We start from the raw sequence: 24,769 nt of genomic DNA on the forward strand, positions 1-24,769 counted from the left end.
GCGGCGGGTCGCCCCGCGACGGCGTAGCGTGGAAGGGTGCGCGCACGTGTGGAACAGGTCGACCTCCCCGGCATCGGGGTGCGCCACGACCTGCTGACCGAGTCGGGTCGGCGGATTGGGGTGGTGAGCCACCGGTCGGGACGTCGGGACCTGGTCCTCTACGACGAGGACGACCCGGACGCCTGCGACGCCGACATCCCGCTGACCGACGACGAGGCCGAGGCGCTCGCCGACATCCTCGGCGCCTCGCTGATGCTCAGCCAGCTGGCCGGGCTGCGCGACCAGGCCGCCGGGCTGCTCACCGAGCAGGTGGCGATCACCGCCGGCTCGCCGTTCGTCGGCCGTACCCTCGGCGACACCAAGGCGCGGACCCGCACCGGGGCGTCGATCGTGGCGGTACTGCGCAACCGGGAGGTGCTGGCGTCACCTGGGCCGGACTTCCGGTTCGCCGCCGGCGACGTGGTGGTGGTCGTCGGCACCCGGGCCGGCCTGGACGGCGTCGGCGGCATCCTGGCCGACGACGACCCGGCTGGCTGACCCGGCGATGCACGACAGCGCCCTGCTGCTGATCGAACTCGGCGCGCTGTTGCTGCTCCTCGGCCTGTTGAGTCGGCTCTCCCGCCGCTACGGGCTGTCGCCGATCCCGCTCTACCTGCTGGCCGGCCTGCTGTTCGGGCACGGTGGGTTGCTCCCGCTGCACGACATCCAGGACTTTTTCGCCGTCGGTGCCGAGATCGGCGTCGTGTTGCTGCTGGTGATGCTCGGGCTGGAGTACTCCGCCGCCGAACTGATCGGCAACCTGCGCCGGGCCGCGCCGGCCGGTCTGATCGACGCGCTGCTGAACGCGCTGCCGGGCGCGGCGTTCGCGCTGCTGCTCGGCTGGGGGCCGACCGCCGCGCTGGTGCTCGCCGGGATCACCTGGATCTCCTCGTCGGGGGTGGTCGCCAAACTCCTCGGTGACCTGGGCCGGCTGGGCAACCGGGAGACGCCGGTGATCCTGTCGATCCTGGTCGTCGAGGACCTGGCGATGGCGTTCTACCTGCCGGTGCTCAGCGCGGTGCTGATCGGTGCCGGGTTGGCCGCCGGCAGCGTGGCGGTCGCGGTGGCGGTCGGCACGGTAACCGTCGTGCTGCTGGCCGCGGTCCGGTTCGGCCATCGGATCTCCGCCCTGCTGTCGGTACGCGACCCGGAGGCGCTGCTGCTCGGCGTACTCGGGTTGACCCTGCTGGTCGCCGGTCTCGCCGCCGAGTTGCAGGTCTCGGCGGCGGTCGGCGCGTTCCTGGTCGGCATCGCGTTGTCCGGGCCGGTGGCGCACAGCGCCACCGAGCTGCTGACGCCGTTGCGCGACGTGTTCGCCGCCGTGTTCTTCGTCTTCTTCGGCCTGGTGACCGACCCCCGGGACATCCCGCCGGTGCTGCTGCCGGCGTTGGCGCTGGCGGTGACGACGATGGGCACCAAGGTGCTGACCGGCTATCTGGCCGCCCGTCGGGCCGGTATCGCCGCACCTGGCCGGTGGCGGGCCGGGCTGGCGCTGATGCCGCGTGGGGAGTTCTCCATCGTGATCGCCGGTCTGGCGGTGGCCAGTTCGAGCGTGGAGCCGGCGCTGGCCCCACTGGCCACCGCGTACGTGTTGATCACCGTCGTCAGCGGGCCGGTGCTGGCGCGGGTGCCGGACACCCGCTGGTTCAAGCGGCGGGTGCGGCGGCGACCGACAGCCGGTACGGCCAGCGGTCATCACGCAACGGAGGCGGGGGGACACGTATCACCCTCATGAATGGCACGCTGCAGGACTTCCGCGATCACCCTCCGACACGCTACGGTGGCGCGGCAGTAGCTAGTGACAGGCCCGGGGCCGGCAGCGCCCCGCTGGCCGCGGACGGGAGGGCACCCCGTTGAGCGTGCAGGAGTCGGCGTTCCGCGGCTTCGCCAATCCGGTGGACCCGGCGCCCGCCGAGCTGCGTGCCTGGGCGTACCAGCCAGACTCGGTGCCGCTGCAGTCCATGCCGCAGGACTGGGATCTGCTGGTCTCCGGCGACCGGTTGGTGACCACCCTGTTCGACCTCGCGATGGATCCGACCTGCCCGGCCCGCCGGTTCGCGCTGCACTGCCTCTACATCTACGCCGCCGACGGGATCCGCACCAATTTCCGGGCGCATCCGAAGCGGCGGCTGCGCCGGCTCGTCGAGCAGGCCGAGCAGCAGGGCGACGAGCTGATGGCGACCTGGGCGCACAACACCCGGGTGTTGCTGGCCAAGCCGCAGCTGTTCGACTACCACGACTGGTGCGAGGGCGGTCTGGTCCGCAAGTCCCGCCGGCTCAGCTGAGCGCCACCCGAAGGGTCACGGCGCGGGTGGCTGACCGGCGGCGGCGAGTCCAGCGACGGCGACCTGCATCCCCCGTTGCAGTCCGGCCAGCAGTTGCTCCTGGTCGACCAGGATGGCCCGCCCCGGGTCGGGCAGCTCGGCGAGCAGTTGCATCATCACCGCGACCAGGGCCCCGATGAACGAACCCACCATCGCGGCGGCGGTGACCTCGTCGAGGTCATCGGGGAAGGCTTCCCGCAGCCCACGGGCCAGGTCGTTCTGCCCGCTGAGCAGCAGCCGCAGCGCGTAGCCCTGCAGCGCCGGGCTGGCCAGGATCAGCCGGACCCGGATCGGCGCGAGCCGGGCGAACAGCTCGTTGGAGAAGGTGCTGGTGGCGAAGATCCGCTGGGCGGTACGCAGCAGCACGTCGGCCGGGCTTTCGCCGGGGTGCCGCAGGCGGATCTCGGCCTGGGCGATGCGCAGCCGTTCGGCGTTGTCGGCGAAGAGGACCTCCTCCTTGGTGCGGAAGTAGCTGAAGAAGGTCCGGGTGGAGACCTCGGCGACGGCGGCGATCTCGGCGACGGTCGTCTCGTCGTAGCCCTTGCGGTCGAACAGGTCGGCCGCCGCGTCGATCAGAGCCGCCCGGGTGCGTTCCTTCTTGCGCTCCCGCAGGCCCGGTTCGGTCGGCATGCAGACACCTTACGCCCGGACCCCAGATAGCTTCACTCATTGCAATTTTGCACTCGGTGCAGTCATGCTGGTGCCATGGAACGCATCCTGGAACGACTCGGCCGGGCCTGCGCCGGCCGGCCCTGGCACACCATCGCCGCCTGGCTGCTCGTCGCCGCCGCCCTCGCCGGCATCGGCCAGCTCACCGGCGGCGGCTTCGCCAACGACTTCCGGGTCCCCGGCGCCGAGTCACAGCGGGCCGCCGACCTCATCCAGCGACACTTCCCGGCGTACGGCGCGGACAGCGCCGAGATCGTCTGGCACGCCGCCGACGGCGACCTGCACCGGGCCGACCGGGTCGCCGCGATCACCGACGCCGTCGCCGCGATCCGCCAGCAGCCGTCGGTCGTCGACGCCGGCAACCCGCTGCCCGACGCCACCGGTCCCGGTTCCGGCGGGCTGCTGAGCCCGGACGGTCGCACCGCCACCAGCACCGTCCGCTACGACCGGCACGCCGGCGACCTGGGACCGGCGGCGTACCAGCGGCTCGACGCGGCGGTGGCACCGGCCCGCGTCGCCGGTGTCGACGTCGACTTCCGGGGGCTGGTCGTCGACGTGGCGTTCGAGCCGACCACCGGCACCGCCGAACTGGTCGGCCTCGCCGCGGCCGCCGTGGTGCTGCTGCTCTCCTTCGGCTCGATGGTCGCCGCCGGACTGCCGATCCTGGTCGCCCTGGTCGGCCTCGCCTGCGGCACGACGCTGGTGCTGATCGCCTCGCTCGTGGTGGACGTGCCAAGTTCGGCGCCGATCGTCGCCGTGATGCTCGGCCTCGGCGCTGGAATCGACTACGCGCTGTTCGTCGTCACCCGGTTCCGCGCGGCGCTGGCCGACGAACCACCGACCCGGTCACCGCCGCCGGCCGGGCCATCGGCACCGCCGGGCACGCGGTGCTGTTCGCCGGCGGTACGGTCGTGGTCGCGATCCTCGGGCTGCTGTTCACCGGCATCCCGTTCGTCGGCGCGATGGGGCTGGCCGGTGCGCTGACCGTCACCGCGACCATGCTGGCGGCGCTGACCCTGCTACCGGCGGTGCTCGGGCTGCTCGGCCGACGGGTCGACGCGGGCCGGATCCGCCGCCGCCGGCGCATTCCGGGGGCCGACTCCCGCGACCCGGCGGCCGACTCCCGCTGGCCGCGCTGGGGTCGCCACGTCACCCGCCACCGGTGGGCGTACGCCGTCGGTGCCACCCTGGCGCTGCTGGTCGTCACCGCCCCGGTGCTCACGTTGCGACTGGGCACCCCGGACGACGGCAACCAGCCGGCGCACTGGCCGCAGCGGCAGGCGTACGACCGGGTGGCCGCCGCCTTCGGGCCGGGCTGGAACGGCCCGCTGGTGCTCGCCGTACCGGTGCCGGCCGAACTGTCCCCGACGCGGACCACCGACGCGCTCGACGACCTCAGCCGCCGGCTGGTCGCCGACCCGGCGGTCGAACTGGTCACCCCGGCCCAGCTCAGCACGGACGGCCGGGTCGCGCTGCTGAGCGTCGTGCCGAGGTACGCCCCGCAGGACGACCGGGTGGCCGATCTGGTGCACCGGATCAGGTCCGACACCGCCCCGGCGGCCCTCGACGGGTACGGCACCGGTGCGCTGATCGCCGGCACCACCGCGTTCATGATCGACATCGCGGACGCGGTCGCCGACCGGCTGCCCTGGGTGGTGTTCGCGGTGATCCTCGCGGCCGGGCTGCTGCTGGTGGCGATGTTCCGGGCACCGCTGATCGCGGTCAAGGCCGCGGTGATGGCGCTGCTCTCCGTCGGCACCGCGTACGGGGTGCTGGTGATGGTGTTCCAGTGGGGGTGGGGGCTGACCCTGATCGGCGTCGACCGCCCGGTGCCGATCATGTCGGTGGTGCCGATGCTGCTCTTCGCGGTGCTGTTCGGACTGTCGATGGACTACGAGGTGTTCCTGCTGTCGGCGATCCGGGAGGAGTACCGGCGCGGCGGCGACCCCGGCGCGGCCGTGGTCGCCGGGCTCGCCGGCACCGGTCGGGTGATCACCGCCGCCGCGACCATCATGGCGGTGGTCTTCCTCAGCTTCGTCTGGATCGACGACACCCTGGTCAAGATGATCGGCATCGGGCTGGCCACCGCCGTGATCATCGACGCGACGGTGATCCGGGTGGTCCTCGCCCCGGCGGTGCTCAGCCTGCTCGGTCACCACGCCTGGTGGCCGGGCCGGCTCAGCCGGTAGCTGGGCGGCCGCCCCGGTCACCGCGCTGTGGCCGCCACACCACCAGCGCGGTCGAGGTGCGACTGGTCGGCACCAGGTCCGCCCGCCGGTACGGCCCGACCGACTCCAGCTCGGCGATCCGTTGGTACGCGGCGGCCAGCTCGGCCTGCAGTTCGGTGACCTGCTGCTGCAGGTCACCGACGAGCTGCTCCAGGCCGATGATCCGCTTGATGCCGGCGAGGTTGACCCCGTCGTCCTGGCTCAGCCGCTGCACCTCCCGCAGCAGCACCACGTCCCGGACGCTGTACCGGCGACCGCCACCGGCTGCCCGACCGGCCTGGACCAGGCCGAGCCGGTCGTACTGGCGCAGCGTCTGCGGATGCATGCCGGCCATCCGGGCCGCCACCGAAATGATCAGGACCTTGGCGTCGGAGGCGGCCTCGAAGGAGATCGTCAGTTCGTCCTCCACCCTCGCTCATCTCCTGTCCGTGGCTGGTCGCGGCCCGGGGGTCTCGTTGTCGTTGCGACGCAGCCGGGCGACGAGTCGTTCCCGATCGGCCCCCGGCGTGTGCTCGGCGAAGGTCCGCAGCGCCGCCGTGGCCGACTCGTCAACGGTAGCCGGAACGACGACCTCGACGGTGACGAGAAGGTCACCGGCGGTCCCGTCCCGACGCGGCACACCCTTGCCCCGCGCCCGCAGCGTCCGACCACTCGGCGTACCGGGCTGCACCCGCAGGGTCACCGCACCGTCCATCGTCGGGACCCGCAGGTCCGTACCGAGGACCGCCTCGGCGAACGTGATCGGCACGGTCAACGTCAGGTCGTCGCCGGAGCGGCCGAACAGGTCGTCGCCGCGCACCTTCACCAGTACGTACAGGTCACCGGCCGGCCCGCCCCGGTCGCCGGGCTCACCGCGACCGGCCAGCCGGATCCGCTGCCCGTCGGCGACCCCGGGCGGGAAACGGACGTTGAGGGTCCGGGTCTTCGTCACCCCGCCGCTGCCGTGACACTCCGGGCACTTCTCGTCGACGATCGTGCCGACGCCCTGGCAGTCCCGGCACGGCTCGGAAAAGCTGAACGAACCCTGGTTTCGGGTGGTCAGCCCGGTCCCGGCACAGGTCGGGCAGGTACGGGGCACCGTACCGGGCTTGGCACCGTTGCCCTGGCAGGTGTCGCAGACGCCGGGCGCGCGCAGGCTCAACGGCAGCGTGGTTCCCCGTACGGCGGCCGCGAAGTCCAGCACCACCTCGGCCTCGACGTCGCGCCCCCGGGCCGGCCCACGGGCACGCATCCCGCCGGCCCCGCCACCGGAGAAGATCGAACTGAAGATGTCCGAGAAACCCGCGCCGCCGAAGCGCCGGTCCCCGCCGCCCGCGCCGGCTCCGGAGAAGCCGCCACCGCCGAACAGGTCGGACGGGTCGAAGCCGCCGGCACCACGGGCACCGCGACGGAACGCGCCGGAGCCGAACAACGAGCGCATCTCGTCGTACTCCTTGCGCTTGCGGTCGTCGGCGAGCACGGTGTACGCCTCGGAGACCGCCTTGAACCGCTCCTCGGAGGCGGTGTTGCCGGGGTTGTGGTCCGGGTGCAGTTCCCGGGCCAGCTTGCGGTACGCCTTCTTGATGTCGTCCGTGGAGGCCGACTTGGGCACCCCCAGCACGGCGTAGAAGTCCTTTTCCAGCCAGTCCTTGGAACTCACCCTGTCCTCCTCCCGTCCGTCCCCGAACTGCCCTGTGTCCCCGAACCGCTGGTGGCGCCCCGGCGGTGGGACGCGACTCGCGTCCCACCGCCGGTGGTGCGCGCCGGTGCCTGACCGGCGGCGGTCATTCGGGGTCGGCGACAGCGACCAGTGCCGCCCGTAGCAGCCGGTCCCCGAGCAGGTATCCCCGCCGCATCACGTCGACGCAGGTGGGTTCGGTGACCTCGCCGGAGGTCAGGTGCGCGACCGCCTCGTGCCGGGTCGGGTCGAACGGGTCGCCCTTCTCCCCGAACGGGGTCAGCCCGAACTTCCCGAGCGCCGTGGTGAGCTGCTCGGCGACGGTGCCGAACGGCCCGACCAGGTCGCCGTGCTCGCGGGCCCGGTCCAGGTCGTCGAGGATCGGCAGCAGCGCGGCGAGCACCGCCCCGGTAGCCTGCTCAGAGGCCAGCCCCTTGTCCCGCTCGACCCGCTTGCGGTAGTTGGCGTACTCGGCGGTCACCCGTTGCAGGTCGCGGGTGCGCTCGTCGAGATCGGCCCGCAGGGCCTGCAGTTCGGCACCGAGCGGTGGGGCGGCGTCACCGGCCGACGCGGCGGGCTGACCGGTGTCGGGTGCCTCGTCGGCTTCGACGATCTCTCCGGTCACCGGCTCGTCGACGGTCGCGGCGTCGGTCGGGTCCGGTCGGGTGGCCGGGCCGGAACCGGACTCCTGCGGCTGGTCGGTCGGCTCGGCGGCCGGTTCGGCCGAGCTGTCGGCCGGGCTGCCGTTGGCGTTCCCACTCACGGTCTCCTCCTCCGGGCCCGGCCGGGCGTGCCGCCCGGCCGGGCGTTGGTCGGTGGCAGTCGCCGCGTCGGCCGGTTCGGCCGCCGCGTGCCGAGCACTTCGGGTCCGCGTACCGGTGGGGTCGATCCGCCGCCGGTCCCGGATCACCAGACGCTCCGGAGCCTCACCCTCGGCGCGCCCGGTCGACCTCGAACGACCGGCCGGTCGCCCGGTGCCCGCCGGATCGGCGGCCCGTGGTGTGTCCGTCATTCGACTACCTCGATCCGTACGACGCTTCGACGAAGATCATCGCTGGTTCCCGGTTGCGGCGCGACGTCACTTCTTGTCGTCCTCGATGATCTCCGCGTCGACCACGTCGTCCGGACCGGCGGCGCCGCCCGACGCGCCGGCGGCACCGGCACCTGGTCCGGCCGCACCTGGTCCGGCCGTACCCGGTCCGGCCGTACCCGGTCCGGCCGCACCGCCCGGCTGCCCCTGCTGCTCGGCCTGCTGGGCGTAGAGCGCCGAACCGGCCTGCTGGGAGACCTGGGCCAGCTTCTCGTGCGCCGACTTGATCTTCTCGATGTCGCTGCCGGCCAGGGCGCCGCGCAGCTCGCCGAGGGCCTCGTTCATCTGGTCACGCGAGTCCGACGACAGCTTGTCGCCGCTCTCGGCCAGGAACTTCTCGGTCTGCCACTGCAGCTGCTCGGCCAGGTTGCGGGTCTCCGCCTCCTCGCGACGCCGCTTGTCCTCGTCGGCGTGGTCCTGGGCGTCGCGCATCATCCGCTCGATGTCGTCCTTCGGCAGCGCCGAGCCGCCGGTGATCGTCATCGACTGCTCCTTGCCGGTGCCCAGGTCCTTGGCGTTGACGTGGACGATGCCGTTGGCGTCGATGTCGAAGGTGACCTCGACCTGCGGCACCCCGCGCGGCGCCGGCGGCAGCCCGGTCAGCTCGAAGGTGCCGAGCTTCTTGTTGTACGCCGCGATGTCCCGCTCGCCCTGGAAGACCTGGATCAGCACGGACGGCTGGTTGTCGTCGGCCGTGGTGAAGACCTCGGAACGCTTGGTCGGGATCGTGGTGTTGCGCTCGATCAGCTTGGTGAAGATGCCGCCCTTGGTCTCGATGCCCAGGCTCAGCGGGGTCACATCGAGCAGCAGGACGTCCTTGACCTCGCCCTTGAGCACGCCGGCCTGCAGGGCGGCACCGACGGCGACGACCTCGTCGGGGTTGACGCCCTTGTTCGGCTCCCGACCGGTGAGCTGCTTGACCAGCTCGGAGACGGCCGGCATCCGGGTGGAGCCGCCGACCAGGATCACGTGGTCGACGTCGGCCAGCTTGACCCCGGCGTCCTTGATGGCCTGCTCGAACGGGCCCTTGCAGCGGTCCAGCAGGTCCTGGGTCATCCGCTGGAACTCGGCCCGGGTCAGGGTGACGTCCAGGTGCAGCGGCGCCGACGGCGCGCCGTCGGAACCGGCCGGGCCGGCCGTGATGTACGGCAGGTTGATGCTGGTCGTGGTGGCCGCGGACAGCTCGATCTTGGCCTTCTCGGCGGCTTCCCGCAGCCGCTGCATGGCCATCTTGTCCTGGGCCAGGTCCACGCCGTGCTGGCCGCGGAAGGTCTTCACCAGGTGGTCGATGATCCGCTGATCCCAGTCGTCGCCGCCGAGCAGGTTGTCACCGCTGGTGGACTTGACCTCGATGACGCCCTCGCCGAGCTCCAGCAGGGAGACGTCGAAGGTGCCGCCGCCGAGGTCGAAGACCAGGACGGTCTGCTCCTTGGAGCCCTTGTCCAGGCCGTACGCCAGGGCCGCCGCCGTGGGCTCGTTGACGATCCGCAGCACGTTGAACCCGGCGATCTCGCCGGCCTCCTTGGTGGCCTGCCGCTGGGCGTCGTTGAAGTACGCCGGAACGGTGATCACCGCGTCGGTGATCCGCTCGCCCAGGTACGCCTCGGCGTCGCGCTTGAGCTTCATCAGGGTACGGGCGGAGATCTCCTGCGGCGTGTACTTCTTGCCGTCGATGTCGACGGTCCAGTTGGTGCCGATCTCCCGCTTGACCGACCGGATGGTCCGGTCCGGGTTGGTCACCGCCTGACGCTTGGCGACCTCGCCGACGAGCACCTCACCGTTGCGGGCGAACGCGACGATGGAGGGAGTGGTCCGGGAGCCTTCCGCGTTGGCGATGACGGTGGGCTCACCGCCCTCCAGCACACTGACGCAGGAGTTCGTCGTGCCCAGGTCGATACCGACCGCACGTGCCATGGTCGCTTCCTCGCTTCGTTCGTAGAGCAGGTGCCGGGGCACCGCCCCGCCGTACACCCACCACAAGTTGAGTGGACTTGACTCAATACTGCCACGATCGCAGCCACCGTCAAGTCAGGTTGAGCCGGGGACACGCAATAATGGTCCTCACCTGCACCGACAGCGCAGGTGAGCCCATGAATCACGATCAGATCACCAGGCGCGCCGGGCCGGTTCAGGTTGTCTGGCATGCATAGATCAGGCACGCTCTACCCGTGACCACGCAGGGTGGACCGGCCGCGCCCAGCCCGAGTGCACCGGAACTTCCCGGAGCACTCAATCGACTACGCACCGCTATCGGCGGGACGGCGTACCCGCTGGCGCTGCCCTCCGCCGAGGAGGCCCGCGCCGTCGGTGCCGGGCTGATCGCCCAACTCGACGACTACCTGCTGCCCCGGCTCGCCCGGCTCGACGCCCCACTGCTGGTGGTGGTCGGCGGCTCCACCGGAGCCGGCAAGTCGACCCTGGTCAACAGCCTCGTCCAGGCCCGGGTCAGCGCCACCGGGGTGCTCCGCCCGACGACCCGCTCGCCGGTGCTGGTCAGCAACCCCGCCGACACCGCCTGGTTCCGCCAGGGCGACCTGCTGCCCGGCCTGACCCGCACCGCCGGCCCCACCGACGCACCCGACGCGCTGCAGCTCGTGGCCGCGCCGGCACTGCTGCCCGGGCTGGCCTTCCTGGACGCCCCGGACATCGACTCGGTCGTCGACGCCAACCGGGCGCTCGCCGTACAACTGCTCGCCGCCGCCGACCTGTGGCTGTTCGTCACCACCGCCGCCAGGTACGCCGACGCGGTCCCCTGGCAACTGCTGCAGACCGCCCAGCTGCGCGGCACCATGCTCGCCCTCGCGCTGGACCGCGTACCGCCCGAAGCGGTCGACGAGATCACCGCCCACCTGCGGGAGATGCTCGCCGACAACGACCTCGACGACGTACCGATCTTCGTGGTGCCGGAAACGGTCGTCGACGGCCAGGGCCTGCTACCGGAGATCGTCACCGCACCGCTGCGGGAGTGGTTCGGCATGCTCGCCAGCGACGCGAACGCCCGCGCGGCGGTGATCCGGCAGACCCTCGACGGCGCGCTGAGCGCCCTCGCGCCGGCCGTCGACGGGCTGGCCGCCGCCGCCGACGACCAGCTCGACGCCGCCGGGTCACTGAGCGACCGGGTCCGGTCGGCGTACCGCACCGCCGCGCGCGGCGCGGAGCAGGCCGTGCAGGACGGCCGGCTGCTACGCGGCGAGGTGCTCGGCCGCTGGCAGGACTTCGTCGGCACCGGTGAGCTGTTCCGCTCGCTGGAGGCCCGGGTCGGTCGGCTGCGGGACCGCGTCGTCAGCGTCGTCACCGGCCGACCGGCCCCGGCCAGCCAGCTGCGCAGCGCCATCGAATCCCAGCTGGTCACGTTGATCCGGGGGGCCGCCACTGACGGCGCCGACGCCGCGCAGCTGGCCTGGCGGGCGCACCCGGCCGGAGCCGCGCTGCTCACCCCCGAGCTGGCCCGGCCCTCGGCCGACCTGCCCGAACGCGCCGAACGTCTGGTCCGCGACTGGCAACGCGACGTGCTCGAACTGGTCCGTGCCGAGGCCGGCGACAAACGGTTCGTCGCCCGGACCGCCGCGTACGCCGTCAACGCCACCGGCCTGGCCGTCATGGTCGCCGTCTTCGCGTCGACCGCGTTCATCCCCACCGGGCTGGAGGTCGCCGCCGCCGGTGGCACCACGGTGGCCGCCCAGAAGGTGCTCGAGGCGATCTTCGGTGACCAGGCCATCCGCACCCTCGCCAACCGGTCCCGGGACGGTCTGCTCCAGCGGATCCGCGACCTGCTCGACGACGAGGCCGGGCGCTACCTCGACCTGATCGACGCGGTCGGGCTGCCGACGAGCATCCTCGGACCCGACACCGGGCCCGGCGACCGGCTACGCGCCGCCGCCGCCGAGGTCGAGCGGGCGCGCACCGGCGCCGGCCTGCACGGCGGTACGCCGTACCGGCTGCCGGACACCCTGCCGGGTGCCGCCGGCCCGTTGCCGGGAGCCGTAGCGTGACCGGCTTCGTCGACCGCGTCCGTGGCGCGGTCCGCCGCGAACCCCGCGTCGACGCCGACCAGCTGGTCGCCCGCCTCACCGCGCTGGGCCGGTTCCTGCGCGCCACCGACGGACGGATCCCGGACACCCGGCTCGGCGCGGCCCGCACCCTGGTCGAGCGGGCCGGTGCCCGGCTGACGCTGTCCCGGGAGCACACCGTGGTGGCGCTGGCCGGTGCGACCGGCAGCGGCAAGTCGAGCATCTTCAACGCACTGGCCGGGATGGACCTTTCCCCGGTCGGCGTGCGCCGGCCCACCACCGGCAACGCCCACGCCTGTGTCTGGGGCCCGGTCGACGGTGCCGGCGAGTTGCTGGACTGGGTCGGCGTACTGCCCCGGCACCGGTTCGTCCGGGAAAGTGCCCTGGACGGCACCGACGAGGCCGGGCTGCACGGGCTGGTCCTGCTCGACCTGCCCGACTTCGACTCCGTCGAGTTCGGCCACCGGCTGGAGGTGGACCGGCTGCTCGGCCTGGTCGACCTGGTGATCTGGGTGGTCGACCCGCAGAAGTACGCCGACCGGGTGATCCACCGTGGCTACCTGCGGGAGTTCCACCGCAACCGGGACGTCACGGTCGTCGTGCTCAACCAGGCCGACCGGCTCGACCAGTCCGAACTCACCCGGCTGATGGCCGACCTGCGCCGGCTGCTGGACACCGACGAACTCGCCGGCGTACCGCTGCTGGCCACCTCGGCGGTGATCCCGGCCGCGATGGCCGAGCTGCGGGGGCAACTGGAGCGTACGGTGACCGAACGGCAGGCGGTGCTGCGTCGGCTCGCCGGCGACCTCGACGCGGTCACCGACGAGCTGGGCGACCTGGTCGGCCCGGTGGGACGTGCCGAGGAGGAGATCAACCGGGGCACCGTCCGACGGCTCAGCTCCGCGCTGGCCGACGCCGCCGGAGTGCCGACGGTCGCCCAGGCGGTCGAATCGGCGTACCGGCAGCGGGCCGCCGCCGCGACCGGCTGGCCGGTCAGCCGGGCCTGGCACCGGCTGCGCCCCGACCCGCTGCTGCGGCTGCACCTGCTCGGTTCCCGACGGGCCGACGGCCCGCCCGGGGCACCGTCCGACGGCCCGGCCGACCCGCCGGCGCCGCTGGCGGTGACGTCGCTGCCGGCGCCGAGCGCCGCCCAGCGCGCGGCCGTCGACCTGGCGGTACGCGGCCTCGCCGAGCAGGCCGGCAGCCAACTGCCGGCACCCTGGCCGGCGGCGGTGACCGCCGCTGCCCGTTCGCAGACCGCCGATCTGCCCGACGCGCTGGACCGGGCCGTCGGTGCCGCCGATCTGGCCCCGGTCGACCGGCCGTTGTGGTGGCGGGCGGTCGGCGCGGTGCAGTGGCTGGTGACCGCCGCGGCGGCCGCCGGGCTCGGCTGGCTGCTCGTCGGCTTCGTCGTCCGGGTGCTGGGTCTGCCGGCGCTGGAGTACCCGGCGGTCGGGGTGGTGCCGGTGCCGACGGTACTGCTGCTCGGCGGTCTGCTCGGCGGCGTCCTGGTCGGCCTGCTGATCCGGCCGGTGACCGGTTGGGCGGCCCGGCGGGCCCGCCGACGCGCCGAGGACCGGCTCTACGACGCCGTGGCCGACGTGGCCCGACGCCACGTGGTCGCCCCGGTCCGCGCGGTCCTGGCCGCCCACAGCGACGCCAGCGACGCCCTGGACCAGGCCCGGTCCCGGTCAGGTCGCTGAGCCGACCGGATTCCGGCGGCCAGGCGTGGCCGACATGTAACGCACTGGTGATGCCAGTTGCCGGGGGGCGGGCGTAGGGTCGAATCATGGCCACGCCAGAAACCCCCTACGACGCGGTGCTCGCGGCCGCCCGTGACGTGACCAAGTTGGAGTGTGCACTCGACGCGGAGATGCTCGGTGCCGCCCTGCTGGGCAGTGTCTACGCCGTCGCCGAGACCGACCGGGCAGCCGCGGTCCGGGAGTTCGTCGGTAGTTTCCTGTCCGCCACCACCCGCCGCCGGGCCGCGTCCGCCACCACGATCCGGACGGTCTTCGCCCGGCTCGTCCCGGACGCGGCCGGAGCCGCCGGCGTCAAGATCGGCAGCACCGCACCCGACTGGTCCAGCCGGCTGGGTCAGGTACGGCTGACCGGCAGCTACGCCTACGGCGACGTGTACGGCGACCAGACGTCCTACCTGGCGACCTTCGCCTACGACGACGACCTCGGCGGACCGGAGCACGCGGTGGTCGCGTTGGTCGACCACAACATCGGCATCACCAAGGACGTCTTCGTCGGCGGCCCGGCGGAGCGGATCCTGGGCCAGGTGCGGCAGATGTGCGCCAACGACGAGTTGACCTGGTTCCGCGAGGAGGACCCCGGGGTCCTGCGGGGCGAGGTCAGCCGGCATCTGGCCATCACCGACGGCCTGCGGGAGTTGCCCGGCGAGGGCTCACTCGCCACCGACCGGGCGTTGGTCGGTGCCCGGCTCGCGGTGCTGCCGGCGCCGACGTCCGTGGTGGCACCGCCCGGTGACGACCCCATCCCCGCCGATCGGCGGACCGTCCTGGTCCGCGAGTTCCTGGCCTCGCCGCAGGCGCGGCGGTTCGGCCTCGATTCGACCGGCACCAGCGACCTCGCCTCGTTGCACTTCTGCCTGAGCCTGGTGCTCGACCACTCGGCGAGCCTGCTCGATCCCGACCCGATGCGCTGGAGTCCGGCGGTGGCCGGGATGTTCCTGCTGGACTGGGTGCACCGGCGGGCGGTGCTCGACATCGACGACGCGGCGATGCTACCGGCCGTGGTCCGGGGCTGGGCCGCGTACGCCGGGCAGCAGCGCAATCTGCCGGCGGCGGCCATCAGCCAGACCGACACCGCGATCGCCGAGATCGTGCCGGAGTTCGTCCGCCTCTACACCACCGGGGAGCGGCGCAGCCCGGCCACCGCTGCCGTGGCCCAGCTCCTCGCCGACGGTGTCGACCTCAACGATCCGCAGGCGCTGGACGCCTGGATCGACGCCAACCGGCAGCGGCTCGCCGACGAGCAGAGCTGACCGCCCGACCGGACGATCCACCGCGCGGGCCGGTGCTCGACGCACCGGGATCGGCGGTGGTCGTCGGTTCCGGGCTGGGGCTGGGGCTCTGGCCGGGGTCCGGCGTCGGTGACAGGTCGGGTGCCGGAGACGGCTCCGGGGTCGCATCCGGGTCACCTTCGGCGCCGGTCCCAGGGTCACCTTCGGCGCCGGTACCCGGATCGCCCTCCGCGCCCGTACCCGGATCGCCTTCGGCACCGGTCCCAGGGTCGCCTTCCGCGCCCGTACCCGGATCGCCTTCCGCGCCCGTACCGGGATCGCCTTCCGCGCCGGTCCCAGGGTCGCCCTCCGCGCCCGTACCGGGGTCACCCTCGGCACCCGCACCCGGACCGGAGTCCGGACCGGTGTCAGGCGTGGGGCTGGTGGACGGGGTCGGGGCCGGCGTCGGGCCCGGTGTGGGGACGACCGGAGCCGGCGACGTCGGGGCGACCGGCGGCGGTGACACCGGTCCGACGAGTACCCCACCCGACCCGTCGCCCCGCGACGGCGGCACCGTGCGGGTGCCGGTCGGTGGCCGGCCCGCCTGAGCCGGACCGCCGCCGACAGCGGTGTCGATGCCGCCGTGGTCGGCGGTGTCGGTCTGGGACGGATTGGCGATCGGACTCGGCTGCGGGTATCGCACGACCGGCCCGCCGCCGGGCTGACCGAGCAGCGGTACGACGGCCGTCCGACCGTCACCGGTCGCCGTCACCGAGCCAGCCTGCAGCGTCGCCAGCATGGGCAGCGACGCTGTCGTCACCAGCAACGCCATGATCAGGGCGAACCGCCGCGCCGGACCGCTCAGTCCGGCGGTCGGAGCTGCGCTTTCCTGCGGCAGCGACACGGCTGGTCTCCTCGTCGGTGTGGCCCGACCGGTGGTCCACCGATCGTCGGCCCTGGATACATACTGAGGCAGTGACAGAAAGTTTTCCAGTTCAATACATCGTGTTATCAGAACCGGACGGATGAGCGACAGTCCCCCGAACGCCGCGTCACCCGGCAAGTTCCGCGCAACGCGGACATCACGTCTTCGGACCCGGACCGACCTATGACGCCCCTCACCTTCAATGCGAGTATGGACCGGACGGCACCGACGCCGCTGCCTCCGCCGCTACCCGTGGCGGACACGACTCGATGTTGTCCCCTTCCGGACCGGGTCCAGCCAGAATCCGGCCCGTGCCGCGCGGCAACCCTGACCGGGCCAGGCGCGGCGAGAGGACCTGCCTCGGCAGCAGCCGACAGCAGGACGAGCTGCGCGGTCGGGACACCCCCGCTGCCACGCACACACGATGGGAGAGACGGATGGCGAAAGTCGACCGCGGGACGGCGACCCGCGGCAGACCGGCCACGGCCCGACGGCGGACCACCCGGACCGCCGCCGACCCGGAGCTGGTGCAGCTGCTCACCCCGGAGGGCGAGCGCATCGACCGGGTCACCGGCCCGGACGGTACGGAGTACTCCGTCGACTTCACCGACGAGCAGTACCGCGGCCTCTACCGCGACCTCGTCGTGGTGCGCAAACTCGACGCCGAGGCGACCGCCCTGCAACGCCAGGGCGAGCTGGGCATCTGGGCCAGCCTGCTCGGCCAGGAGGCCGCCCAGGTCGGTTCCGGCCGGGCACTGCGCGAGCAGGACATGGCCTTCCCCACCTACCGCGAGCACGGCGTCCTCTACTGCCGGGGCATCGACCCGATCATGCCGCTGGGGCTGTTCCGCGGCGTCGACCAGGGTGGCTGGGACCCCAACGAGTTCAAGTTCAACATGTACACGATCGTGATCGGCGCCCAGACACTGCACGCGACCGGCTACGCCATGGGCATCACCATGGACGGTCGGACCGGCGGCGACGACGGCGAGGCGGTCATCGCGTACTTTGGTGACGGCGCGTCAGCGCAAGGTGACGTCAACGAGGCCTTCGTCTGGTCCAGCGTCTTCAACGCACCCATCGTCTTCTTCTGTCAGAACAACCAGTACGCCATCTCCGAACCGCTGGAACGGCAGACGAGGATCCCGCTCTACAAGCGCTCCTCCGGCTTCGGCTTTCCCGGCGTACGGGTGGACGGCAACGACGTACTGGCCAGTTACGCGGTGACCCGCGCCGCGCTGGACAACGCCCGGCACGGGCAGGGTCCGACGCTGATCGAGGCGTACACGTACCGGATGGGGGCGCACACCACCTCGGACGACCCGACCCGCTACCGGATCGCCAGCGAGGTCGAGGCGTGGCAGGCCAAGGACCCGATCGCCCGGGTCCGCGCCTTCCTGACCAGGCAGCAGATCGCCGACTCCGACTTCTTCGCCGAGGTCGACGCGCAGGCGCAACGGGACGCGGTCCAGTTGCGGGAACGGGTGCTAGCCATGCCCGATCCGCAACCGGGCGCGCTGTTCGACCACGTGTACGCGCACGGCTCCCCGCTGGTCGAGGCCGAGCGTGCCCAGTTCGAGCGGTACCAGGCGTCGTTCGAGGGAGGGTCGCACTGATGGCCGAGACACTCACTCTGGGCAAGGCGCTCAACGCCGGTCTGCGCAAGGCGCTGGAGGGCGACAGCAAGGTCATCCTGATGGGCGAGGACGTCGGCAAGCTCGGCGGCGTCTTCCGGATCACCGACGGCCTGCAGAAGGACTTCGGCGAGACCCGGGTGATCGACACCCCGTTGGCCGAGTCCGGGATCATCGGCACCGCGGTCGGCCTGGCCATCCGTGGCTACCGGCCGATCTGCGAGATCCAGTTCGACGGCTTCGTCTACCCGGCGTACGACCAGATCGTGTCGCAGGTGGCGAAGATGCACTACCGGTCGCAGGGCAAGGTGAAGCTGCCGATCGTGATCCGGATCCCGTTCGGCGGCGGCATCGGCGCGGTGGAGCACCACTCGGAGTCACCGGAGGCGTACTTCTCGCACACCGCCGGGTTGAAGGTCGTCGCCTGCTCCAACCCGCAGGACGCCTACACGATGATCCAGCAGGCGGTGCTCTCCGACGACCCGATCATCTTCCTGGAGCCGAAGCGGCGCTACTGGGAAAAGGCACCGGTCGAGCTGGAGACACCACCGGGTACGGCGTACCCACTGCACGCCGCCCGCACGGTGCGGCCCGGCAACGACGCGACCGTGCTGGCGTACGGTCCGATGGTGCGGACCGCCCTGGACGCGGCCACCGCCGCCGCCGAGGAGGGCCGCGAGCTCGAGGTGATCGACCTGCGGTCGCTCTCCCCGCTGGACCTGGCCGGGGCGTACGAGTCGGTCCGGCGTACCGGCCGGTGCGTGGTGGTGCACGAGGCGCCGACCAACCTCGGGCTCGGTGCCGAGATCGCGGCCCGGATCACCGAGGAGTGCTTCTACTCGCTGGAGTCGCCGGTGCTGCGGGTGGGCGGGTTCAACACGCCGTACCCGGCCTCCCGGCTGGAGGAGGAGTACCTGCCGGACCTGGACCGGGTGCTCGACGCCGTCGACCGTGCGTTCGGTTGGTGAGCGCCGATGTCGCGTATCAAGCAGTTCGACCTGCCTGACCTCGGCGAAGGTCTCACCGAGGGCGAGATCCTCAAGTGGCTCGTCGCGGTCGGCGACACGATCGAGTTGAACCAGCCGATCGTCGAGGTGGAGACCGCGAAGGCAGCGGTCGAGATCCCGGCAAAGTGGGGCGGGCAGGTCCAGGCGATCTTCCATCCGGAAGGCACCACCGTCGAGGTCGGCACGGCGATCATCGCGATCGACACGGATCCGTCGGCCGGCCCGACGGATCCGCCGGAGATCCCACCGGCCGAGGGCGCGATCGAGCCCGGCATGATCGGCGGCCCGGCACCGGGCGGCCGCACGGCCGTCCTGGTCGGCTACGGCCCACGGACCACTGCGGCGGTCCGCCGGCCCCGCCGCACCAACGGGCAGGCACCGCCGGCCGGCACTGCGGTCGAGCCGCCGGCCGCCGCCACACCACCGGCCGCCGCCGCTGCCGTCACACCACCGGCCGCTGTCGCCGTCACACCACCGGCCGCTGTCGCTGCGGTCGGGCCGCCGGCCGATGTGCGAACCGGCGCGGCGGCCCGGGCGTTGGCCAAACCGCCGGTCCGAAAGCTCGCCCGGGACCTCGGGGTCGACCTGGCCGGAATCGTCGGCAGCGGCCCGCTCGGTTCCGTCACCCGCGACGACGTGTTGCGGGCCAGCGCACCGGCGGTCGACTCCCCGGCCGCCGACGCGAGCGCCGACGTCGCGGTCGCGGCGTCCGCCGCCCGGGTCGGCACCGACCGGGAACGGCGGATTCCGGTCAAGGGCGTCCGCAAGCTGACCGCCGAGAACATGGTGGCTTCCGCCTTCACCGCGCCGCATGTGACCGAGTTCCTGACTGTCGACCTCACCCGGTCGATGAAGGCGCTGGAGCGGCTGCGGGCGCAGCCGCAGTGGCGCGAGGTCCGGGTCTCACCGCTGCTGATGGTCGCCAAGGCGATGCTGCTGGCCGCAGCCCGGCACCCGATGGTCAACGCCACCTGGGCCGGCGACGAGATCGTGGTCAAGGAGTACGTGAACCTGGGGATCGCGGCGGCCACCGACCGTGGGCTGATCGTGCCGAACATCAAGGACGCCGGCCGGCTCACCCTGCTGGAGCTGGCCGAGGCCATGTCGGCTCTGGTCCGTACGGCCAAGTCTGGTCGGACCGCGCCGGCCGACATGGCCGGCGGAACGATGACCATCACCAATGTCGGCGTGTTCGGGGTGGACAGCGGGACGCCGATCCTGCCGCCGGGGGAATCGGCGATTCTCGCGGTCGGCACGATCCGCAAGGCACCCTGGGTGCACAAGGAAAAGATTCGGGTACGGCAGGTCGCCACCCTGGCGTTGTCGTTCGATCACCGGATCATCGACGGCGAACTGGGGTCGGCGTTCCTTCGCGACATCGGCGCGTTCCTCACCGATCCCGCGGCGATGTTGCTCGCCTGGACCTGAACGCGCTCTTCCATCCCGACCACCACTACGAACGGCGTTGCAGTCGCTACCGACTGCAACGCCGTTCCTCGCGAGTGGCCGACGATGCTTCGGTGACCCGCTTACGGTGCCGACGTTTCTAAGGCAGGTGTGCGGCGTCACCTTCAAATCGTTGGCAACCGGCGGCGGGTTCGAGGTTTACTTGAATCGGCCGACAGATGGCCGGCCACGCAGATCCACAGGAGAGCACGTCATGTCCATGATCGATCGAATTCGTCGGCACCGGGAGACCAACCGCCGGGCCCGTGCGCTGGAGCGTGCGCTGCGCGCCACCGACTCCGCAGCGGTCCGCGACGAAATCCGCGCGATCGCACAGCGCTACTACAACTGAACTCGCCGCCGCGAACCCTGCGCCACGCCACGACACACGTGCCACTTCGGCGGCACCGGGATTCCTCCGCTCGGAACGGCCCGGTACGGTGGGCTCGGTCGTCGTCGGGTCGATCCGGCGCGCTGCGGACCAGATTCGGTCAGCCGCCGCCGGGCCGCCAGCCGACGCAATCCGGCTGGCCAGCCTCCGGTGATCTCGATCGCCGGGAGCGGGCGGGCCCGCCCGGCCGGACTACCGGCGTCACTGGTCGACCGACCAGCCACGTCGGTGGCACGGCACGGCTGACAGGTCATGGAGGAGGCGCACATGACGTCCGAGGGCACCCAGCATCCCGGCCAGGAGCCGGAGGAGGCAGGCACCGGCGGACCCGCGCCCTACGCCAGCCAACGACATGGCGTCGGTCAGGCGACCGGTGAAGCCGGCAGCGGCCCCGAGCCGCAGCAGTGGACCCCACCGGCCGGCGGCTGGGGCACCGGCTTCGGGGACCAGCCGGGTCGCCCCGCCGGCTACCCGGCTCCGGCCCCGTACCCGGCCCCGCCCGGCGCGTACCCGCCGCCGGGCGGCCAGTCCGGCGAGCCGGAACCGCAATCTCCCGGCGAGCTGAACTGGACGCCGCCGCCCAGCATCCCGCCGGCGGCACCCTGGTCCCCGCAGCAGGCCTGGCGGACCGGCACCGACCAGTCCGATCTACCGACCCCGCAGGCAGACCAGCCAGCCGGGCCGCCGGCACCCGGCGGTGGGTTCGGCTCGCTGCCCCAGCGCCAGCCCGAGCCACAGCCGCTACCGGATCCGCACCGCGACGCCGACGCCGGCCGGCCGGCCGAACCGTCCTGGCCAGGCGAGGCCCGTCCGCCGGCCGAACCGTCCTGGCCAGGCGAGGCCCGCCCGTCTGCCGAACCGTCCTGGCAGGCCGACGCCCAACGGTCTGCCGAACCGCAGCCCTTCGTTCCTGGACCGGTACAGAACCGGTTCGAGCCGCCGGCCGCACCGCCGCCCGCACCGACCGCACCGGAACCGGCCCGGCACGGCGCGGCGCTGCCGTTCGCTCCGGCCGGTCCGACGCCGCTGCCACCGCAGGAGACCCGGGTCCCCGGTGCCTCGCTGGCCGCGGCACTCGGCGGAGGCACCCCGACGCCGCTGAGCCCGGCGGCCCCACCACCGGCTCCGCCCGCTCCGGCGCCGGCGGCGGCACCGGCCGCGCAACCAGCCTCGCATGTTCCGCAGCAGCGCGGCCCGTTCGACGAGCCGCCCGCCGCCGACGCCGACGCCGAACGGCCAGCCTTCGGCGGCCCGTCGGCCGCCGCAGCGGCTGCCGCCGGTGCCGCCGGCCGGGCGGTGAGCGCGAGCGCGTCGGTGCCGACCGCGAGTCGTGTCGCGCCGCCCGCCGACCAGGCGGCGATCGTCGCCAACCGGCCGCCGGCCCAACCCCGGGTGTACGGGCGTCCAGCCAGCCCGGAACCGGAGCAGTCCCCCGCCGATCGACCGGCACCCTTCGGTGCCGGCGAACCGCCGTACCGGCCCAGCGACGGGCCTTTCCCGCCCACCGGCTCACCGGTGCCGGCACCGGAGCATCCGGCCGCGCCCCGGCCGCTGCCGCCCCGGCCAGCTGGGCAGGTCGCGCCGCCGTTCGGTGCCCGTCCCGGTACGGCCGCAGTCGCGCCGGGTGCCGGCAACGGCCAGGACGCCGTCGATCTCGCGCTACCGCACCTGAGCGCCGGAGCGCACATCCAGCCCGCGTCTCCAGCGTCAGCCGACGGCGGTCGGGGATTCCGACCGTCCGGTGCCGAACCGTACGGAGATCTGGTCGACCGGGCCGGTGACGGTGCGGGGCCGCAGGGCCCGCCACACTTCGGCCCCGGCCCCCAGGGCCAACCGCACCTCAACGCCGGGCCGCAGAGCCCGCCGGCCTTCGGCGCCCGACCGCAGAGCCCGCCGGCCTTCGGCAGCCCGCCGCAGGGTCAGCCGACCTTCGGCGCCCAGCAGGGCGCCCCGGACGGCTATCCGCCGGCCGGCGGTCCGACGCCCGCTGGCAACCAGTGGAACGCCCCCGATCCGGAGCAGAACCGGTTCGACGCGTTCCGCCCGGAGCCGGCCGCCCCCGCGGAGCAGGAAGCGACCCCGGAGCCGGCCCCCCAGGTCCGCAACGGTCGGGTCCTGCTGGCGGTGCTGGTGGCCGCCGTACTGCTGGTGGCGATCCCGATGTCGCTGGTCTGGTTGATCACCCGCCCTGGTGACCAGGCGTTCGACCCGGCCGTCGGCGCGTGTGTCAAGCAGTCCGGAAACACCGCCGCGCCGGCGGACTGCGCCGAGCCGAACGCCTTCGAGGTGGTCGCCAAGGTCGACCAGGTCGACCAGTGCGCCGACCCGAACGCACCGCACATCCAGGTGGCCGGCGACTCCGGACGTGAGCAGGTGCTCTGCCTCCAGCCGGCAGCCGCCGGCGACGACCCGGACGCGGGCACGGCTCCCGACGCCAGCTCGGCGCCGGACGCCAGTTCAGCACCGGACAACTGAGCCCACCGCAGATGTCGAGTCCATCGTCACCGCCACAGCCCCGGGTGCGGGCACCGCAGCTCAAGGGCCGGCAGTGGCTGAACACGGCCGGCCGGCCGGTCTCCCTCGCCGACCTGCGGGGAAAGATCGTCCTGCTGGACTTCTGGACCTTCTGCTGCGTCAACTGCCTGCACGTGCTGGACGAGTTGCGCCCGCTGGAGGAGAAGTACGCCGACGTACTGGTGGTGATCGGCGTCCATTCCCCGAAGTTCGCCCACGAGCGGGATCCGGTGGCGGTCACCGCCGCCGTCGAGCGCTACGGCGTGACCCACCCGGTGCTCGACGATCCCGAGCTGGACATGTGGCAGCAGTACGCCGCCCGGGCCTGGCCGACCCTGGTGCTGGTCGACCCGGAGGGTTACGTCGTCGCCACCATGGCCGGCGAAGGGCACGCCGAAGGCCTGGTCCGGGAGATCGACCAGCTGATCGGGGCGCACGAGGCGAAGGGCACGCTGCACCGGGGCGACGGCCCGTACGTACCGCCGGAACCGGCCGACACGACGCTGCGTTTTCCGGGCAAGGCGGTCGCGCTGGACGACGGCGGGCTGCTGGTCTCCGACTCCGCCCGGCACTCGCTGGTGGAGTTGGCGCCCGACGGTGAGACGGTACGCCGACGGATCGGCTCCGGGGCCCGGGGCCGCACCGACGGCGACGCCGCGAACGCCCGGTTCAGCGAGCCCCAGGGACTGCTGCGGCTACCGGCCGAGGTCGCCGCCGTCGCCGGGTACGACCTGGTGGTCGCCGACACGGTCAACCACCTGCTGCGCGGGGTACGGACGAGCACCGGCGAGGTGGTCACCGTCGCCGGCTCCGGCCGGCAGTGGCGCTCAGGTGTCGACTACGACCCGCACGACGCGCTCGCCGTGGATCTTTCCTCGCCGTGGGACCTCGCCTGGTACGACGGCCGGGTGATCGTGGCGATGGCCGGGATCCACCAGCTGTGGTGGTTCGACCCGGGTACGCGGACCGCCGGCATGTACGCCGGCACCACGGTCGAGTCGCTGCGCGACGGTGCCCTTCCCGACGTCTGGCTGGCGCAGCCGTCCGGCCTGGCGACCAGCGTCGACGGTCGGCAGCTGTGGATCGCCGACAGTGAGACCAGTGCGCTGCGGCAGGTGGTCGACGGGCACCTGCGGACGGTCGTCGGGCAGGGCCTGTTCGACTTCGGGCAGGTCGACGGGGCGGCGGCGCAGGCGCTGCTGCAGCACCCGCTCGGGGTCTGTGCACTGGCCGACGGTTCGGTGCTGGTCGCCGACACCTACAACGGCGCGATCCGCCGCTACGATCCGGCCACCGACCGGGTGACGACGGTCCTGGACGGGCTGGCCGAGCCGAGTGACGTGCTGGTGACCGCTGACGGCACCGTCTGGGTGGTGGAGTCCGCCGCCCACCGGGTGACCCGGATCGCGCCCGGTGCACTGTCGGCGGCCGGGGCCACCGTCGACGGGGCACGGCACCGGACCGTACGCCCGCCGCTGCTGGTGGCACCCGGTGAGGTGACCCTGGAGGTGGTGTTCACTCCCGCACCGGGGCAGAAGCTCGACACCAGTTTCGGTCCGGCCACCCGGCTGGAGGTCTCGGCCGATCCGCCCGGGCTGCTGCGCGACGGTGCGGGCACCGACACCGGGCTGAGCCGTCGGCTGGTGATCGACCCGTCGGTGCCGGCCGGCGTACTGCAGGTGGTCGCGCAGGCTGCCACCTGCGACGCCGACAACGAGCATGCCGCCTGCCACCTGACCCGGCAGGACTGGGGCGTGCCGGTACGGGTCGACCCGGCGGGTGCGGCCCGCGTACCGCTGATCCTGCGTGGTGTCGACCCGGCCGACGACGCCGAAGCCTGACCGGCACGCACCCCACGCGCACC

Annotated in this window: 20 protein-coding genes; 15 read left to right on the top strand and 5 right to left on the bottom strand. The window is 72.9% G+C overall.

The genetic code is table 11. The features are described 5' to 3' along the window. The first annotated feature begins 36 nt into the window (after positions 1-36). The 3 genes from O7608_RS04090 to O7608_RS04100 all read left to right on the top strand — a co-directional run bounded on the left by O7608_RS04090 (position 37) and on the right by O7608_RS04100 (position 2,324). Positions 37-537 (top strand): cation:proton antiporter regulatory subunit, encoded by a 501-nt coding sequence (locus O7608_RS04090; RefSeq protein ID WP_289208711.1) that lies wholly within the window; start codon positions 37-39, stop codon positions 535-537. Between the two features lie 7 nt (positions 538-544). Beyond that, on the top strand, positions 545-1,774 hold the full coding sequence (locus O7608_RS04095; RefSeq protein WP_289208712.1) for a cation:proton antiporter: 1,230 nt from the start codon (positions 545-547) through the stop codon (positions 1,772-1,774). A gap of 118 nt (positions 1,775-1,892) precedes the next feature. Then, positions 1,893-2,324: a hypothetical protein gene (locus O7608_RS04100; RefSeq protein ID WP_282224703.1), complete on the top strand. Its 432-nt coding sequence runs from the start codon at positions 1,893-1,895 to the stop codon at positions 2,322-2,324. A gap of 15 nt (positions 2,325-2,339) precedes the next feature. Here O7608_RS04100 and O7608_RS04105 read toward each other — a convergent pair whose 3' ends face one another. Next, positions 2,340-2,993: a TetR/AcrR family transcriptional regulator gene (locus O7608_RS04105; RefSeq protein ID WP_289208713.1), complete on the bottom strand. Its 654-nt coding sequence runs from the start codon at positions 2,991-2,993 to the stop codon at positions 2,340-2,342. Positions 2,994-3,068: 75 nt separating this feature from the next. Between O7608_RS04105 and O7608_RS04110 the strand changes: the two genes are divergently transcribed. Continuing rightward, entirely contained in the window at positions 3,069-4,016 is a 948-nt protein-coding gene (locus tag O7608_RS04110) for an MMPL family transporter (RefSeq protein ID WP_289208714.1), read from the top strand. Further along, positions 3,920-5,221: an MMPL family transporter gene (locus O7608_RS04115; RefSeq protein WP_289208715.1), complete on the top strand. Its 1,302-nt coding sequence runs from the start codon at positions 3,920-3,922 to the stop codon at positions 5,219-5,221. The genes O7608_RS04110 and O7608_RS04115 overlap by 97 nt, the downstream gene beginning before the upstream one ends. Here O7608_RS04115 and O7608_RS04120 read toward each other — a convergent pair. The 4 genes from O7608_RS04120 to dnaK form a co-directional block, all read right to left on the bottom strand. After that, a complete protein-coding gene (locus O7608_RS04120; protein WP_289208716.1) occupies positions 5,211-5,669 on the bottom strand; it encodes a heat shock protein transcriptional repressor HspR in 459 nt (152 codons plus the stop codon). The genes O7608_RS04115 and O7608_RS04120 overlap by 11 nt on opposite strands. 6 nt (positions 5,670-5,675) lie before the next feature. Further along, positions 5,676-6,899: a molecular chaperone DnaJ gene (gene dnaJ, locus O7608_RS04125; RefSeq protein WP_289208717.1), complete on the bottom strand. Its 1,224-nt coding sequence runs from the start codon at positions 6,897-6,899 to the stop codon at positions 5,676-5,678. A gap of 124 nt (positions 6,900-7,023) precedes the next feature. Further along, positions 7,024-7,929, bottom strand: a complete 906-nt coding sequence (locus O7608_RS04130; protein WP_289208718.1) for a nucleotide exchange factor GrpE — start codon at positions 7,927-7,929, stop codon at positions 7,024-7,026. 66 nt (positions 7,930-7,995) lie between these two features. Further along, positions 7,996-9,921 carry a molecular chaperone DnaK gene (dnaK, locus tag O7608_RS04135; RefSeq protein WP_289208719.1) on the bottom strand — a complete coding sequence of 642 codons (1,926 nt, stop codon included), beginning with the start codon at positions 9,919-9,921 and terminating at the stop codon, positions 7,996-7,998. Between the two features lie 254 nt (positions 9,922-10,175). Here dnaK and O7608_RS04140 point away from each other — a divergent pair, with 254 nt between their 5' ends. The 10 genes from O7608_RS04140 (at position 10,176) to O7608_RS04185 (ending at position 24,746) form a co-directional block, all read left to right on the top strand. Next, complete coding sequence (locus tag O7608_RS04140; protein ID WP_289208720.1) at positions 10,176-11,999, top strand: GTPase family protein; 1,824 nt, start codon at positions 10,176-10,178, stop codon at positions 11,997-11,999. After that, positions 11,996-13,720 (top strand): GTPase, encoded by a 1,725-nt coding sequence (locus tag O7608_RS04145; protein WP_289208721.1) that lies wholly within the window; start codon positions 11,996-11,998, stop codon positions 13,718-13,720. The genes O7608_RS04140 and O7608_RS04145 overlap by 4 nt, the downstream gene beginning before the upstream one ends. A gap of 86 nt (positions 13,721-13,806) precedes the next feature. Continuing rightward, complete coding sequence (locus O7608_RS04150) at positions 13,807-15,030, top strand: hypothetical protein (RefSeq protein ID WP_289208722.1); 1,224 nt, start codon at positions 13,807-13,809, stop codon at positions 15,028-15,030. Between the two features lie 392 nt (positions 15,031-15,422). Then, complete coding sequence (locus tag O7608_RS04155; RefSeq protein WP_289208723.1) at positions 15,423-15,596, top strand: hypothetical protein; 174 nt, start codon at positions 15,423-15,425, stop codon at positions 15,594-15,596. Positions 15,597-16,350: 754 nt separating this feature from the next. Next, positions 16,351-17,529: a pyruvate dehydrogenase (acetyl-transferring) E1 component subunit alpha gene (gene pdhA, locus O7608_RS04160; RefSeq protein ID WP_282224692.1), complete on the top strand. Its 1,179-nt coding sequence runs from the start codon at positions 16,351-16,353 to the stop codon at positions 17,527-17,529. Further along, entirely contained in the window at positions 17,526-18,515 is a 990-nt protein-coding gene (locus O7608_RS04165; RefSeq protein ID WP_289210772.1) for an alpha-ketoacid dehydrogenase subunit beta, read from the top strand. The genes pdhA and O7608_RS04165 overlap by 4 nt, the downstream gene beginning before the upstream one ends. A 6-nt stretch (positions 18,516-18,521) precedes the next feature. Beyond that, positions 18,522-19,982 carry a dihydrolipoamide acetyltransferase family protein gene (locus O7608_RS04170; protein WP_289208724.1) on the top strand — a complete coding sequence of 487 codons (1,461 nt, stop codon included), beginning with the start codon at positions 18,522-18,524 and terminating at the stop codon, positions 19,980-19,982. Positions 19,983-20,214: 232 nt separating this feature from the next. Continuing rightward, the gene (locus tag O7608_RS04175; protein WP_282224690.1) at positions 20,215-20,352 is read left to right on the top strand and encodes a hypothetical protein; all 138 of its coding nucleotides are present in this window, start codon (positions 20,215-20,217) and stop codon (positions 20,350-20,352) included. Between the two features lie 306 nt (positions 20,353-20,658). Beyond that, positions 20,659-22,866 carry an LppU/SCO3897 family protein gene (locus O7608_RS04180; protein WP_289208725.1) on the top strand — a complete coding sequence of 736 codons (2,208 nt, stop codon included), beginning with the start codon at positions 20,659-20,661 and terminating at the stop codon, positions 22,864-22,866. Between the two features lie 11 nt (positions 22,867-22,877). Beyond that, on the top strand, positions 22,878-24,746 hold the full coding sequence (locus O7608_RS04185; RefSeq protein ID WP_289208726.1) for an NHL domain-containing thioredoxin family protein: 1,869 nt from the start codon (positions 22,878-22,880) through the stop codon (positions 24,744-24,746). The last annotated feature ends 23 nt before the right edge of the window (positions 24,747-24,769 follow it).

It is taken from the genome of Solwaraspora sp. WMMA2056, from assembly GCF_030345095.1.
In the GTDB taxonomy this organism is placed as follows: Bacteria; Actinomycetota; Actinomycetes; order Mycobacteriales; family Micromonosporaceae; genus Micromonospora_E.

Coding starts and splice junctions, on each gene's coding strand:
- O7608_RS04095 (WP_289208712.1), top strand. CDS start 545: ATGCACGACAGCGCCCTGCTGCTGATCGAACTCGGCGCGCTGTTGCTG.
- O7608_RS04105 (WP_289208713.1), bottom strand. CDS start 2,993: ATGCCGACCGAACCGGGCCTGCGGGAGCGCAAGAAGGAACGCACCCGG.
- O7608_RS04110 (WP_289208714.1), top strand. CDS start 3,069: ATGGAACGCATCCTGGAACGACTCGGCCGGGCCTGCGCCGGCCGGCCC.
- O7608_RS04130 (WP_289208718.1), bottom strand. CDS start 7,929: ATGACGGACACACCACGGGCCGCCGATCCGGCGGGCACCGGGCGACCG.
- dnaK (WP_289208719.1), bottom strand. CDS start 9,921: ATGGCACGTGCGGTCGGTATCGACCTGGGCACGACGAACTCCTGCGTC.
- O7608_RS04150 (WP_289208722.1), top strand. CDS start 13,807: ATGGCCACGCCAGAAACCCCCTACGACGCGGTGCTCGCGGCCGCCCGT.
- pdhA (WP_282224692.1), top strand. CDS start 16,351: ATGGCGAAAGTCGACCGCGGGACGGCGACCCGCGGCAGACCGGCCACG.
- O7608_RS04170 (WP_289208724.1), top strand. CDS start 18,522: ATGTCGCGTATCAAGCAGTTCGACCTGCCTGACCTCGGCGAAGGTCTC.
- O7608_RS04175 (WP_282224690.1), top strand. CDS start 20,215: ATGTCCATGATCGATCGAATTCGTCGGCACCGGGAGACCAACCGCCGG.
- O7608_RS04180 (WP_289208725.1), top strand. CDS start 20,659: ATGACGTCCGAGGGCACCCAGCATCCCGGCCAGGAGCCGGAGGAGGCA.
- O7608_RS04185 (WP_289208726.1), top strand. CDS start 22,878: ATGTCGAGTCCATCGTCACCGCCACAGCCCCGGGTGCGGGCACCGCAG.